We start from the raw sequence: 14,805 nt of genomic DNA on the forward strand, positions 1-14,805 counted from the left end.
CCTTAATACAAGGCTTGGTATAGCTTACGACGATACTGAGTGACTAAGGCGTGCTCATTTCCTAATAAGTCAAAAATTTGCAATAGCGTTTTATGGGCTGCGCCTTCTTTAAAGCTACGATTGCGGATAAACAGCTGCAATAAAGACTCTAGTGCTGCTTCGTATTGCTGGCGGGCCATATGTTGTAAAGCTAATTGCAGACAGGCTTCATCATCTTGTGGGTTTTGCGCTAGGCGTGATTTTAAAATAGCCATTTCGGGCAAGTCTTCTACTTCACGCAAAAAAGCGATCTGTGCTTTTGCAGCAGCTAATGCTTGCTTGTGCTCATCGCTTTTAACCGCCGCTAATACAGCTTCTGCTTCTTCAAGCTCATTACGTTCAGCTAGACAACGTGCGAATAAGATCAAAGCTGCTTCATTCGTGTTATCTTCTGTTAATAGTTGCTTGAGCCATTCTTCAGCTTGAGCGAACTCGCCTTGATCAAAAGCGATCTGTGCTTGTTCCAATACATTTACTTCTTCAGCTTGTGGCGTTGGCAAGCCAATATGCCGCTCTAACAATTGTCGAATTGCCGACTCTGGCTGAGCGCCTGAAAAACCATCTAAAGGCTTACCATCTTTAAATAACACCACTGTAGGCAAATTACGCACGCCCATTTGCGCTACAACTTCCTGCTGTTCATCACAGTTAACCTTAGCTAACAGTAATTCACCTTGATATTCGGATGTAATTTTCTCTAGTAGAGGCATTAACACTTTACAAGGCGCACACCACTCAGCCCAAAAATCAACTAAAACAGGTTTGCTTGCAGAGGCTTCAACTACGTTTTGAATAAAATTAGTAAAGCCATCTACTGCAAAAATATAACTCTCTTCACTCATTTCAATATCTCGTCATTAACGGGCTTTTTCAGCGTTATAAATAGAAAAACCACGCTCTTGCGCTAGCGTAGTACAGGCTGACAAATGTTGTTCAATAATAGGGGGATACTTTAAAAAGCTATTAGCAACAATGCGTAACTGGCCATTTTTTTGCAAATGCTTTTCTGCTTGTTTGAGCATCTGTTCAGTCGCCGCATAACTGGTATGCACGCCCTGATGAAAAGGTGGATTACTCACAATAGCGCTCAGCCCTATAGGCGCATCACCAATACCAGAACCTGCAATAACATGTGCACTCAATTGATTTGCGGCCAAGGTTAACTGGGCGCTAGCAAGCGCGAAAGCATCTACATCTAATAATGTAACTTCACTATCAGGATAGGTTTTAGCTAATACAGCACCAATCACTCCTGCACCACAGCCAAAATCAAGCATCTTTCCTTGGGGCAGATGCTCTAAATGCGCCAGCAATAAAGCGGTACCTTGATCCAACCGCCCATGGCTAAAAACACCTGGCAAGGTTTTAACCACTAATGGTTGCTCATTAACAGTAAGCTCAATATGTTTGGCTAAAGCCAATAAGTCAGGTGGCGCTGCCTTTGCCTTAATATCACAACGCCATAGCTGACAATGACGCGCACTGTCGAGCTTATACGCCTTGCCATAAGCTGCCAGCTGCTTCGCTGCACGTTCTACACCAGCGCGTTTTTCACCGACCAAGTAAAGCTGTTCAACCTTAGCGGCCAAGGCTTGTAATAAGTATTCAGTAAGCTCTTTTGACTTAGGCAAAAAAAGTACGCCTACCGCAAAGTGTTGTTCTGGTGCTTGAGTAGAGAAACTAACACGTGAAGCATAGCGCTGTTCTAGCTCGGCATAATCTGCTGCGTTCCAACACCAAGCTTGCGCGTGTGGAAGATGGCTCAGTAAATCATCAGAAGCCAAACCTGCTATCAACAAAGGCATTGTAAAGGCTTCTGGATGACGTAATATAACTTCGCTGCGTGGATCCATAACCTGCCTTACATACTAAAGCGCATGGATAAATCCACCGCTGTTATATCTTTAGTTAAACTACCAATGGAAATGTAATCTACGCCAGTTTGCGCTATAGCCAAAATGCTGTGCTCATTAATACCGCCAGAAGCTTCTAATTTAGCCTTACCTTGAGCCAAACCAACAGCAATACGCATATCTTCTAAGCTCAATTCATCTAACATAATAATATCAGCACTCGCTGCTAGCGCTTGTTCTAACTCATCAAGATTTTCCACCTCAATTTCAACAGCTTTATGCGATGCAATCTGTTTTGCGGCTTGCACCGCCTGAGCCACACCACCACAGGCAGCAATATGATTTTCTTTAATGAGAAAGGCATCGTACAAACCAATACGATGATTATGACAACCGCCGCAGGTTACAGCATATTTTTGTGCTAACCGTAGTCCAGGTAAGGTTTTACGCGTATCCAATAATTTAACCTGAGTGCCTTGCACTTTATTAGCAAAAAACTGACAACGTGTAGCAACACCTGATAATAATTGTAGGAAATTCAACGCGCTACGCTCGCCTGTCAGTAATGAACGAGCGGCCCCTGACAATTCAAATAACACTTGATTAGGTGTTACCTTGTCGCCATCTTTCACATGCCACGTGACTTGCACCTGTGGATCCACCTGACGAAATACTTCGTCAACCCAAGCACAACCTGCAATAACCGCAGGTACTCGGGTAATAATTTTTGCACTGGCACTAGCTGTTGCCGGAATAAGCTGCGCAGTAATATCACCTGAGCCTACATCCTCAGCTAATGCACGCTCCACATTCAAACGAATTTCTGTTTGTAACTCTGCCAACGTAAGATTTGCCATTGCTCATGCCCATCACTACAAATGCGCTTGATTTTGACATTCATTGCTAACGAATGAAAGGCTAAACGCATGGAACCTTTTTTCTGGTTAAAATTCTACATAACAAACCGTTTTAAGGATTCACAAATGAAGCGCTTAGGCTTATTTATTGCTCTACTCTACTTATGCTTAACAACTGCTTATGCAGCTGTCGACCATGTTGTGGTATTTAAAGAGCAACGCATTTTGCAACTTATGGATAAACAAAAAATAATCAAAAGCTACCATATTGCATTAGGACGAAACCCACTAGGACACAAACAGCAAGAAGGTGATAGTCGCACACCAGAAGGCACCTATAAACTTGATTATATTAATGAGCGCTCAAGCTATTACCGTTCAATGCATATTAGCTATCCAAATGCTATAGACAAGAAAAATGCTAAGGCGCGCGGTGTTTCACCTGGAGGGCTGATTATGGTGCACGGTCAACCTAATGGCTATGAACAGTTTTCTAGCCTCACACAACAACGCGATTGGACAGATGGCTGCATTGCATTAACCAATGAAGAGATGGATGAATTTTTGTCGCTAGTCAAAGTGGGAACACTTATTAGTATTCACCCCTAAAATGACCCTTTTTTTTATGAGAGAATAGTCAAATAGTTAACATATACATGCAAAGTATTATATTTTTATTTAGTATAGAGTCTTATTAATTAGTAAGAATTAATATTCTTATCTTGGAGAACAGCGCTTATGGAAGGGCTCGGCTACTCTCTACTGCTATTACTTATATTAATCGGCTTAAGCTTTCTCGCCGTTTGCCTTAGTTTTATTCGTGAAAAAAAGATCACTGCCGAGCAGCAAGCGCAAAAAGCTCAAGATGAAATCTATAAATTTCTAACTGAACAACCTGTCCCCCCTACAACACACCAACAGCAAGCATGGCTCGCTTTTGGGGCACCTATATTTTTGCAGTTCAATGAACCTCTTAAAGAAGTGCGACCAGAGGTTAGCTTGCTTTCTATCAGTCAATATCGTCAATTTCTCAAACAACGCTGGTGCATTACTGACAGCGAAAGCGCACAAGTCATTATTGAGCATTTATTAACCTTACAAGATGCTCATCAACTTGACGCGTTACTAGAACATAAACAACAAGAAGTTCAGCAATACCTTGCTGCATTCACAGCAGATAACGACCCCACCTCATTGGAAGAGGCGAAAAAAACCAGCTCGACCTATGCTTGGGATACAGCGCGTGCGATTGCAGTAACACGTTGGTGTTTTTGGTGCGGCTACTTAACAGAAGAAACGATGTGGCGCTATATCAAACAAGCAGCACAAACGGCACAAACCTGTGGCTTAGGCTCTTGGGTTGATTACTCTGTATCTATTCTTCTTGGGCAAAAGCTATCTGAACCTAAACGCTTACATCGTAATTTAGACTCTGATTTACTCCGCTTACTGGGTTCGAGTGTTTACAGCCCCCGTACAGCTGACCATTTACCACCTGCACGTGAGTATGAAATCGCTATTTGGCGTGAGTTTGATTTTATCTATCATGCTAAAGCGTTTTAACCCTGTATGATTTATAGATTTACTGTTTATAAGTCATGCTATTATGAACTTCACTTATCTTATTATTCTGTTAATTTCTGGCGTATTAGCCATTAAAGTCATCCAGGCCATTTGGCGCACACTATACCGTATAAGACTTAACCACCAGCTTATCGAAAAAAACCGTATAGAACTCGCTCATTTCAATCAGCAACACCCTTGCCCCACTCTTACTGAATGGCAAAAGCAAGGTTTAGCTTTAGCTGCACCTTATTTTCTACATGATGGCGAACCTATTGCGACACTGACGGCAAGTAATCAATCCGCTTATTACAGTCTTAGCAGCCTGCGCTATCTATTAGATAAAGAATGGGAAATTTTCAATTCAAACTCTGCCCGAACAGTCATTGAACACAAACTAAGTCTTGTTGATAGCTTCCAGCTTGATCAAAAGATGCAGGATGATCCAATACAAAAACAGCAGGCACTCAAGGCTATTGCTGAAAAAACGGATAACCAACTGCAGATCGAACAACCCGAGCAGCTTAGATCAACCTATGCTTGGGATGTTTGTTTAGCTGTTGGCTTGGCACGTCGCTGCTACTGGGCTAGCTATATTTCACAACAAGACCTGTGGCATTGTCTTACTAAAGCACTTGCCATCACTGCCAGTAAAAGTAGCTCTTGGCTGGAGTATGCTTTATCCATTCATTTAGGCTATGTGTTTGCTGATGTAGAGGAGCCTTACCTCTTAAATGAGATTTACCTATTGCTGATTAGCTATGATGACAGCAACTGTACAACGCTCACTGAGGCTCAAGCATGGCAAGATATTCCTTTTCCAACCCTAGCAGATTAATCTGCAAACAAGTCATCTTCTGGCAGGTTATCTATTGACTGCAACGGCAAACCTTCTTGCTTTGCTTTTAAAACTCGCGCCTTGCGCTGCTGACAAAGGCGAATCACATCACGCTTTTGCACATCCGTAAGCTTTAACCAATACAAACGCTCATCGCGTGAACGAAAGCAGCCTTTGCAATAACCTTTATTATTGGCCTGACAAACCCCAACACAAGGGCTTGGTATGTCAAAAAACTCAAGTTGCTGCATAGGGCTTGCTCTACTAGGAGATTTTCTGAGTATAATGATCGGCTTAACGAAACAAAACCTGTCATTTGGAAAAACAAAATTAGCATGAAAATATAATATTTTTTCAAGGAACTAATTCCGTTTTTTGCAAGTACAAATCTACAGATTTCACTTATTAATTTTTTAAATCAATTTTTAAATAATGATAAAAAAATAACTGTCTGCAGCTAAGCCAGACGTCATCAAGCTTACAGCATTTATGCTCAAAATCTAACCAGCTTACTTGGTTGATGCTCTCAGATAAATACCTTATATTGCGTTCATTATTCATTAAAGACACACTATATTGTGTTCCAATTCACATGGAGACACTATATGAATGTGCGACTTATTCTTCCTTAAAGGACTCTCACCATGACAGACTTTGATTCTATCCAAGTACTTAAACGTGATGGCCGTAAAGAGCCAATTGACTTGGATAAAATTCACCGTGTAATCGAGTGGGCTGCTGAAGGGTTAGATAACGTATCCGTTTCACAAGTAGAGTTAAAATCACATATCCAGTTTTACGATGGTATTCGTACTAAAGATATCCACGAAACCATTATCAAAGCCGCTGCCGATTTAATTTCTCAAGAAACGCCTGATTATCAATATTTAGCAGCGCGTTTAGCGATTTTCCACCTGCGTAAAATAGCCTATGGTGAGTTTGAGCCGCCTCATTTAAAAACCCATGTTGAAAAACTAACGCAAGACGGTCGTTATGATCAGCATATTTTAAACGATTACAGCAACGACGAATTTGAGCAACTCAACAGCTTCATCCACCATGAACGTGATATGGACTTCTCTTACGCTGCAGTTAAGCAGCTAGAAGGCAAGTATCTTGTACAAAACCGCGTCACCAAAGAAGTCTATGAAAGCCCACAGATGCTCTACATCTTAGTGGCTATGTGCTTGTTCTCAAACTACCCTAAAGCAACGCGATTGGACTACATTAAGCGTTTCTATGATGCTACGTCACAATTTAAGATTTCATTACCTACACCTATTATGTCAGGTGTACGCACTCCATCTCGTCAGTTCAGCTCATGTGTACTTATCGAATGTGACGACAGCCTAGACTCGATCAACGCCACTACCTCTGCAATTGTTAAGTACGTTTCTTTACGTGCCGGCATTGGTATTAATGCTGGCCGTATTCGTGCTGTTGGCAGCCCTATTCGTGGCGGTGAAGCTCAGCACACAGGCTGTATTCCTTTCTTTAAACTGTTCCAAGCGGCCGTTAAGTCCTGCTCTCAAGGCGGTGTTCGTGGTGGTGCTGCCACTTTGTTCTACCCAATGTGGCACTTAGAAGTTGAGTCTTTATTAGTACTAAAAAATAACCGTGGTGTCGAAGAAAACCGTGTCCGTCATATGGATTATGGTGTGCAATTAAACAAACTAATGTACGAACGCCTATTAAAAAAAGGCAACATCACTTTGTTCTCACCGCATGATGTACCTGGTTTATATGACGCTTTCTTTGCTGATCAGGACGAGTTTGAACGTCTCTATGTCAAATATGAGCAAGATGAAAGCATTCGTAAACGCTCGCTACCTGCGGTTGAGCTGTTCTCTTTAATGATGCAAGAGCGCGCTTCAACAGGTCGTATTTATATTCAAAACGTTGACCACTGCAATACGCATAGCCCGTTTGATCCGCGTGTTGCACCTGTACGCCAATCAAACCTATGTTTAGAAATTGCGCTACCCACTAAACCACTGCAAAACATTAACGATGCCGATAAAGAGATTGCCCTTTGCACGCTTTCTGCACTGAACTTAGGCGCTATTTCCTCAATTGATGAATTAGAAGAACTCGCTGAGCTTGCAGTACGTGCATTAGATTCGTTACTGGACTACCAAGATTACCCAATTGAGGCTGCACGCAATGCTTCAATGACGCGCCGTACACTAGGTATTGGTGTAATTAACTATGCGTATTACTTGGCGAAAAACGCTGTACGCTACTCTGATGGCTCAGCCAATGCCCTCACTCACCGCACCTTTGAAGCGATGCAATACTACTTGCTTAAAGCTTCAATGAAACTTGCTCAAGAATATGGCGCTTGCCCTGGCTTTAACGAAACCACTTATGCACAAGGCATTTTACCTATAGATAGCTACAAAAAAGATATTGACGCTGTATGTGACGAGCCTTTGCATTTGGATTGGGAAAGCCTACGCGCGGATATTGTCAAGCACGGTTTACGTAACTCAACGCTATCTTCGTTAATGCCGTCCGAAACCTCTAGCCAGATCTCTAACGCAACCAACGGCATTGAGCCACCACGTGGTTTAGTCAGCGTTAAACAATCTAAAGACGGTATTTTAAAGCAGGTTGTACCTGAGTTTGAGCGCTTACGTTTTGACTATGAACTACTTTGGCAAATGCCGAACAACACAGGCTATTTGCAATTGGTTGGCATTATGCAGAAGTTTGTTGACCAAGCTATTTCTGCCAACACCAACTATGATCCTAAGCGTTTTGAAGGTGGTAAAGTACCTATGACGCAACTGCTCAAAGACTTACTAGTTGCCTATAAGTTAGGGTTAAAAACGCTGTATTACCAAAACACCCGCGATGGCGCAGAAGACGTTCAAGGCGATATGGATGACGGCTGTGCAGGCGGTGCTTGTAAGATTTAATACCTTGACCGTACGCTTTCGTGCGTGCGGTCATGTGTTTTTAGTTTCTTCTTTGTTTTAGGTTAAATATTATGTACAGCACTTTCTCGCAAAACGACAATGACCAGCTCAAAGAACCCATGTTCTTTGGCCAACCTGTTAACGTCGCTCGTTACGACCAGCAAAAATATCCAATTTTTGAAGCCTTAATTGAAAAGCAGTTATCATTTTTCTGGCGCCCTGAAGAAGTTGACGTTTCTCAAGATCGTATTGATTACGGCAAACTGCCTGAGCATGAAAAACATATTTTCATCAGCAATTTAAAATACCAAACCTTATTGGATTCCATTCAAGGTCGCAGCCCCAATATGGCGTTTTTGCCATTGGTGTCCATTCCAGAATTAGAAACCTGGATTGAAACTTGGTCATTCTCTGAAACCATTCACTCACGTTCCTATACACATATTATTCGCAATATTGTGAATGATCCATCAGTGGTATTTGACGACATTGTACGCAACGAACATATTATTAAGCGTGCCAGTGATATCTCTAAGTACTATGACGACTTAATTCTGCATACGCAGCTTTATTTAAAGCTAGGCACAGGTGTACATCAGATTAATGGCAAAACAGTTGATATCAACCTGCGCTCACTGAAAAAGAAACTCTATTTATGTGTCATGTGCGTCAACATTCTAGAAGCTATTCGTTTCTATGTAAGCTTTGCCTGTTCCTTTGCCTTTGCTGAACGTCGCGTGATGGAAGGTAATGCAAAAATCATCCGCTTAATTGCACGAGATGAAGCGCTGCATTTAACAGGAACGCAACATATTTTACATATTATGCAACAAGGTGAAGACGACGCCGAAATGGCAGAAGTTGCCAAAGAATGCGAACAGGAATGCTATGACATGTTCTTGCATGCCGCTGAGCAAGAAAAAGAATGGGCAAAATACCTATTCAAAGATGGCTCAATGATTGGCTTAAATCTAGGTATTTTATCGCAATACGTAGAGTACATTACTAACCTGCGCATGGCGGCTGTAGGCTTAACTCCCGCTTTTGATAAAGCTTCACAAAACCCAATCCCATGGATTAATGCATGGCTTGTTTCAGATAACGTACAGGTTGCACCACAAGAAGTAGAAGTCAGCTCTTACTTGGTAGGTCAAATTGATTCTGAAGTATCTGTTGATGAGTTAGGAGATTTTGAGCTGTAAGCATGCGTATTTTCACAGAGGATACGTTTTTCGATCTTGAGGAGGGTGAAACCCTCCTCGATGCATTAGAACGTACAGGACATTTTGTTGAATACCAATGCCGTAGTGGTTACTGCGGCTCTTGCCGTATAAAGCTGCTGGTTGGTAGCGTTGACTACCCTAAACCACCCTTAGCCCTTATTAAACGCGATGAAATCCTGCCTTGCTGTTGCCGTGTCAAAGAAGACTTAAAAGTACGAGTAAGGCTAAAAAGCAATATGGCTAGTGAGGATTAAATATAGAGCTTACCTTTGCTATTAACTAAGTGAATAACCCAGGTTTGAAAGTCAACAAAGTCGGCATCTTCCAACCAATATTCAGGATCCACATCAGGGTAGAAAAAAGCAAAATTTCGCTCTGCTCGAGTTAAATCAAAACCAGCATAAAAATTATAATTCAGTAAACCGGCACATAATAACAACTGCGTAAAGGGATCTGTGCCGTAGTTTTCAAAAACTGCTGCCGACCAATGCTGTAGCTTATCTGGGGCCACGAACTCAACTGCCGCAGTGTACTCCCCAATAAACAAACGGGCAGCGCCAACTTTTTGCAAAAAATAGCAGTACGCTTCGCCCAATTGCACGCCATAGTTTTCTTCAAAAGTTGATATATCGCTAGCTGTGAAGCGTTTTTCACACAAAAATGCATAACTTTCTGTAGAATCGATGTCTATAGGCTGACCTTGGCTCTGTTCTATCCACTTCGCCAGTTGATTACATGCTTGAGTAAACTCTAATTTCATCTGCCACTCCAAGGATTCTATATGCTGCGCTTAACTACAGCTATTGTATTAAGTTCACTATTACTTACCGCTTGTAGCCCTTCGCCAGACGCTCGACAGACTGAGATCAGCCATGCTGATGCTTCTAACAGCCTGCTAGCGGTACCTGCCCCCATGCATAGCGAAGCTTCTGAACCTGCTTCTGCCAACACCTACTTAGCTTACGAGCATTTTGTTACTGTTAATGTTCAACGTGAAGCAGCAAAACAACTGCTCGATACGCTTATTCAAAACTGTAAAGCCACTGAGAACTGTGCTGTTTTAGAGTCTGAACAGTCAAGTGAAGGTTATCGTCTTGGCCGTTTAGTAGTACGTGCACCAGCACCTAGCATTACGCTTTTGCTCAAGCAAGTTCAACAAGGTGGTGAAGTTAAACAACTGACCAGCCGTGCTGAAGATTTATCCGGCTCTATTATGGATACAGAAAAGCGCTTAGCACAACTACGCCAGTACCGCACACAGCTAGATGAGCTCGCTAAACGGGCTGACCATGATGTGAATGCTCTGATTCAAATTCACCGAGAGCTAGCCGAAGTACAAGGGCAAATAGAAGATTTAACTGGTCAAAGTGCCTACTTGATTAAACGTGTGCAAACCGAGTTACTGACCATTGATATACAAGCACTTAGTCAATACCAAGAGCGCTCGCGCTGGAGTCCTATTAGCTCTGCATTAGATGATTTTGTAGAAACCCTTGCCTCTAGCTTTGCCGCTTTTGTTACCTTTATTGCTGTTATTGCCCCTTGGTTAATCATTATTATTCCTGCTATCTGGGGAATACGTAAATTATGGCGTCGCCGTAAACAACGCTTAGCCAATAAAACCGCTTAATGCAGATACAAAAAACGCCACATTCAGTGGCGTTTTGCTTAATGAGCGCTACGGGAAATCTTATCCAGATAACCCATCGCAAAAGCAGAGACAACAAACGTCATATGCAATAACATGTACCACATAATTTTATCGTTATCCGTGCTTTGTGCACTCATAAAAACACGCAATAAATGGATAGAAGAAATTGCCACAATAGAAGCGGCTACTTTATTTTTCAAAGAGCTAGCATCCAGTTTACCTAACCATGATAGTTTTTCGACAGAGTCATCTAAATCAATGCGTGATACAAAGTTTTCATAGCTAGAAAACATCACCATTACAATCAAACCTGCCACCAAAGCAATATCTATCAAAGAAAGTGTTACCAAAACCAGGTCAGCTTCTTTCATGGTAAAAATAATGGGAACAATATGAAAAATTTCTTGGAAGAATTTAATGGCTAACGCCAACAATACTAGGCTTAAACCAATATAAATAGGGGCTACAATCCAACGGGACGAGTAAAGCACTTTTTCGAGTATGCGTTCCATAGCTTGTTCCAATAAAAAATGATCGGCAATTTTACGCTAGCTACTTAAAACTAGACAATTGGGCAACTCATTTTTTTAGCATTATTCGTCTATTTGATAGCTTTTAGTGCAGTCAAACACAGCATTAACCTGAACAAAGTACCGTGAAAGCAGTAAAACCCTGCCTTTGTTCCTCTACCAACAAGCGCGCTTAAGGATATTATTGCTACTAATAGGCACTGTTCTAAATTTATCTGGCTGAATGTGCGCAGCGCACTGTTTTTATAGATGTAATCAATGGCCTTAATCTAGCTTTTAGGTAACGATTTCTGTCGTCGTCTTGTAGTTATTTGAACACTGTACATCCACTCCTTCCTACAAGGCTGATTTCAACTCCACCAACAAACTAAGCACGCCTTACCTGCTAATAATAACCAGCAAATATATGAAAATATCAATCTGTCCGCTCTATTCATGCAAAACAGGATAACGGTCAGGCTATAGGGCTCACTCTACCAAATATTAATGCTCTAAATTAACTGAAAAACGGTTGTACCTAGCGGAACTCAACTATTAATTTCTGTAGTTATGATCTCCGACATAAAACCTGTAGGCTTATACATTTATTATAATTCTATCTTATATTCTAGATGGTAATTTAATATTTTATTTGGTTTAAACAATGAGCTCATTTATATTCTGGATAATAATATTTAGTATTTTTGGTTTATATTCTGATAAAAAAAGGCGTAACTTTTATTACCATGAAAACCAAGATCCTGATTCGCCAAGTTTCGATACTAACTACATCCTCGCACCCAGCATGAATAATGACATTTTTAAATATATTACGGGTAAGAAAAAAACAGTAAATCAAACAAAAGAATTACGAACATTGAAAATACACTTTGTTATTTTCCACCTATTACTACTTAAAGTAGTCCATGCCGGTTATCTCTATCAACTAGGATAACTAAACTCTTTTTCGCCTTTTAGAGTGGCGATATTCTAAAATACCTTCCGCCACTTAGCGACTTTATGTGATACATATCACAATTTAATTCGACCTATGGACATCTAGCCTAGCAAGCGAGATAAATAGTTACGTCTAACCACAACAAAGACAGTACTTATGAGCTGCATCAAGCGTCTCTACTCATAAGTTTATACAGTAACGAAAATTCCTTTTCTTCTCCGTAACTCAATATATGCGTACCATCTCGCTATTGTTTTTATTACTTTTCTCATCTCTAAGCTTAGCTACTGGCCCATCTTATGTTGAGGCGCAATTGAATCCTTTAGCACTAAATGCACAAGGTGCTATTTTGTATAAGTTTTTTACCACCACCAACAGTAGCGGAGGGCATTATCTACAGCCCGTTCAGTATGGTGTGGGAGTATTTCAAGACGGTAGTTTTCATCAACTAAAAGAAACTCAATTAAACACCAATACACTAACAGACCCTGAAGAAGCCTTTTATTTAGCACAAAATGCAGCCTTGTCTACATGGTTTGATGCCCGTTGCAGCCAAGACGATCTATTCACTGATTTTAAAACCTGCAATTTAGCACCATACAGTGTTAAACAAGCAATGAGCGTAAAAGCCTTTAAAGCTAAATATGCTATCGACTTACACCAAGCCAAGTTACATAGCTTGATGCCTGCCAAATTCTATGCAGCAAATGAGGATAGCACCCTTTTTGTAGATTATGACTTTGGAAAAATGTTAGTTTTGCACTTTAAGCAAGAGTGCTCTCTAGAAGAAAACCAAGCACAGATGATGGTTATTAATAAGCCCTTAAGTGATCATATGGAGGAAGAAATTACCTATGATTGCGGGACAGTATCCGCCATTGTGTACAAGTAAATACACTGTTAAGCATAAAGCGCCGCAATGAACTAACTTTTTTGGAGTCAGCTCACAAAGGCGCTTTATTTATTCTTGCTTAAAGCCCTAGGTACTCTAAGATCCCTTCGGCTGCTTTTCGCCCTTCTGCAATAGCGGTTACAACTAAATCTGAGCCGCGCACCATATCGCCGCCTGCAAAGATTTTTGGGTTGTTCGTTTGCATTAGATACTTGCCAAACTGATCAACCTTTACTCTGCCTTGTTCATCTAGCTCAATATGTTGCTGGCTAAACCAACTAGCTGGGCTTGGACGAAAACCAAAGGCTAGGACCACCACATCAGCTTGAATAACATGCTCACTGCCTTGTATTTCCACAGGCTTACGCCGACCTTTGGCGTCAGGCTCTGATAGTTGCGTTTCAATAAACTTAACCCCTGTCACCTGCTGAGTACCCTCAATAGCTAATGGCTGACGATTAAATAAGAACTCTACACCTTCTTCTTTGGCATTTTTTACTTCACGGCGTGATCCTGGCATGCTTGCAGCATCGCGACGATACACACAGGTTACTTGTTTAGCCCCCTGACGAATAGCAGTTCGCGTACAGTCCATTGCCGTATCACCGCCACCTAACACCACCACCTTTTTATCTTTAAAGTCGATAAACTGGTTTTTATCAGCAACAAAGCCTTGCTGGTAATTTGTATTGGCAATCAAATAATCCAGCGCGTTATAAACACCTTGTAATTGCTCGCCAGCAAAACCACCCTGCATGGCGTTGTAAGTTCCCATTCCAATAAATACAGCGTCATATTCAGCAAGTAACTGCCCTATCTGTACGTCCTTACCAATTTCCGTATTGAGTTTAAACTCAACGCCCATTTGCTGAAAAATAGTGCGGCGACGTTGCATAACAGATTTTTCTAATTTGAACTCTGGAATCCCAAAGGTGAGCAAACCACCAATTTCAGGATGCTTATCAAAAACCACTGGGGTAACACCGTTACGCACCAAAATATCAGCACAACCTAAACCGGCTGGACCTGCGCCTATCACTGCCACTTTTTTATTGGTTTTACTCACCTGTGACATATCTGGTTGCCAGCCCTGAGCCAGTGCTTGCTCGGTGATATACTTCTCTATTGAGCCAATAGTCACAGCACCAAAGCCTGTTTCATTGAGAGTACAAGCACCTTCACAGAGTCGGTCTTGCGGGCAAACCCGTCCACAAACCTCAGGCAAGGTATTGGTTTGATGCGCCAGCTCAGCTGCTTCAACCACTTTTCCTTCTGTCGCCAAACGTAACCAATCAGGAATATAGTTATGCAATGGACATTTCCACTCACAGTAAGGATTACCACAGGCTAAACAACGTTCAGCCTGCTCACTTGCTTGTTCGGGTTTGAGCAAATCGTAAATTTCAATAAATTGTTGCTTACGTTGGCGCAGCATTTTTTTACGTGGATCATTACGGGCGACTTCTAAAAACTGGAAGTCGTTGTGTTCAACTGGGTTCAT

15 protein-coding genes are annotated in these 14,805 nt (G+C 41.5%); 8 read left to right on the top strand and 7 right to left on the bottom strand.

What is annotated here, in order from left to right; genetic code table 11:
• Window positions 1–2 precede the first annotated feature (2 nt).
• Genes trxA through nadC form a run of 3 tightly spaced genes read right to left on the bottom strand, consistent with a single transcriptional unit; the run spans window position 3 to window position 2,749 of the window.
• Window positions 3–881 (bottom strand): thioredoxin, encoded by an 879-nt coding sequence (gene trxA, locus VQ643_RS01465; protein ID WP_414197488.1) that lies wholly within the window; start codon window positions 879–881, stop codon window positions 3–5.
• Window positions 882–896: 15 nt separating this feature from the next.
• On the bottom strand, window positions 897–1,892 hold the full coding sequence (locus VQ643_RS01470) for a methyltransferase (protein ID WP_414197489.1): 996 nt from the start codon (window positions 1,890–1,892) through the stop codon (window positions 897–899).
• Between the two features lie 8 nt (window positions 1,893–1,900).
• A complete protein-coding gene (nadC, locus tag VQ643_RS01475) occupies window positions 1,901–2,749 on the bottom strand; it encodes a carboxylating nicotinate-nucleotide diphosphorylase (protein ID WP_414197490.1) in 849 nt (282 codons plus the stop codon).
• A gap of 126 nt (window positions 2,750–2,875) precedes the next feature.
• Here nadC and VQ643_RS01480 point away from each other — a divergent pair, with 126 nt between their 5' ends.
• The 3 genes from VQ643_RS01480 (at window position 2,876) to VQ643_RS01490 (ending at window position 5,150) form a co-directional block, all read left to right on the top strand.
• Window positions 2,876–3,358: a L,D-transpeptidase family protein gene (locus VQ643_RS01480; protein WP_414197491.1), complete on the top strand. Its 483-nt coding sequence runs from the start codon at window positions 2,876–2,878 to the stop codon at window positions 3,356–3,358.
• Between the two features lie 129 nt (window positions 3,359–3,487).
• A complete protein-coding gene (locus tag VQ643_RS01485) occupies window positions 3,488–4,312 on the top strand; it encodes a DUF1266 domain-containing protein (protein WP_414197492.1) in 825 nt (274 codons plus the stop codon).
• 43 nt (window positions 4,313–4,355) lie between these two features.
• Window positions 4,356–5,150 carry a DUF1266 domain-containing protein gene (locus VQ643_RS01490; RefSeq protein WP_414197493.1) on the top strand — a complete coding sequence of 265 codons (795 nt, stop codon included), beginning with the start codon at window positions 4,356–4,358 and terminating at the stop codon, window positions 5,148–5,150.
• Here the strand turns inward: VQ643_RS01490 and VQ643_RS01495 are convergent.
• Window positions 5,147–5,401, bottom strand: a complete 255-nt coding sequence (locus tag VQ643_RS01495; protein WP_414197494.1) for a DUF1289 domain-containing protein — start codon at window positions 5,399–5,401, stop codon at window positions 5,147–5,149. The genes VQ643_RS01490 and VQ643_RS01495 overlap by 4 nt on opposite strands.
• A 393-nt stretch (window positions 5,402–5,794) precedes the next feature.
• Here VQ643_RS01495 and nrdA point away from each other — a divergent pair, with 393 nt between their 5' ends.
• From nrdA to yfaE, 3 genes are all read left to right on the top strand, one after another.
• The gene (nrdA, locus tag VQ643_RS01500; RefSeq protein ID WP_414197495.1) at window positions 5,795–8,071 is read left to right on the top strand and encodes a class 1a ribonucleoside-diphosphate reductase subunit alpha; all 2,277 of its coding nucleotides are present in this window, start codon (window positions 5,795–5,797) and stop codon (window positions 8,069–8,071) included.
• Window positions 8,072–8,142: 71 nt separating this feature from the next.
• The gene (nrdB, locus tag VQ643_RS01505; RefSeq protein WP_414197496.1) at window positions 8,143–9,273 is read left to right on the top strand and encodes a class Ia ribonucleoside-diphosphate reductase subunit beta; all 1,131 of its coding nucleotides are present in this window, start codon (window positions 8,143–8,145) and stop codon (window positions 9,271–9,273) included.
• A 2-nt stretch (window positions 9,274–9,275) separates the two neighbouring features.
• Window positions 9,276–9,548 carry a class I ribonucleotide reductase maintenance protein YfaE gene (gene yfaE, locus VQ643_RS01510; protein WP_414197497.1) on the top strand — a complete coding sequence of 91 codons (273 nt, stop codon included), beginning with the start codon at window positions 9,276–9,278 and terminating at the stop codon, window positions 9,546–9,548.
• Here yfaE and VQ643_RS01515 read toward each other — a convergent pair.
• Window positions 9,545–10,054: a hypothetical protein gene (locus VQ643_RS01515; protein WP_414197498.1), complete on the bottom strand. Its 510-nt coding sequence runs from the start codon at window positions 10,052–10,054 to the stop codon at window positions 9,545–9,547. The two genes, yfaE and VQ643_RS01515, sit on opposite strands and share 4 nt — an antisense overlap.
• Before the next feature lie 21 nt (window positions 10,055–10,075).
• Between VQ643_RS01515 and VQ643_RS01520 the strand changes: the two genes are divergently transcribed.
• Entirely contained in the window at window positions 10,076–10,924 is an 849-nt protein-coding gene (locus tag VQ643_RS01520; protein ID WP_414197499.1) for a DUF4349 domain-containing protein, read from the top strand.
• 38 nt (window positions 10,925–10,962) lie between these two features.
• Here the strand turns inward: VQ643_RS01520 and VQ643_RS01525 are convergent, their stop codons facing one another.
• Entirely contained in the window at window positions 10,963–11,457 is a 495-nt protein-coding gene (locus VQ643_RS01525) for a TIGR00645 family protein (protein WP_414197500.1), read from the bottom strand.
• Window positions 11,458–12,644: 1,187 nt separating this feature from the next.
• On the opposite strand from VQ643_RS01525, the gene VQ643_RS01530 reads away from it, so the two are divergent.
• The gene (locus tag VQ643_RS01530) at window positions 12,645–13,304 is read left to right on the top strand and encodes a hypothetical protein (protein ID WP_414197501.1); all 660 of its coding nucleotides are present in this window, start codon (window positions 12,645–12,647) and stop codon (window positions 13,302–13,304) included.
• Window positions 13,305–13,383: 79 nt separating this feature from the next.
• Here the strand turns inward: VQ643_RS01530 and VQ643_RS01535 are convergent, their stop codons facing one another.
• Complete coding sequence (locus VQ643_RS01535) at window positions 13,384–14,805, bottom strand: FAD-dependent oxidoreductase (RefSeq protein WP_414197502.1); 1,422 nt, start codon at window positions 14,803–14,805, stop codon at window positions 13,384–13,386.

Origin of the sequence: Pseudomonas sp. F1_0610, from assembly GCF_047470865.1 — a bacterium.
Classification (GTDB): domain Bacteria; phylum Pseudomonadota; class Gammaproteobacteria; order Pseudomonadales; family Pseudomonadaceae; genus JAZDRH01.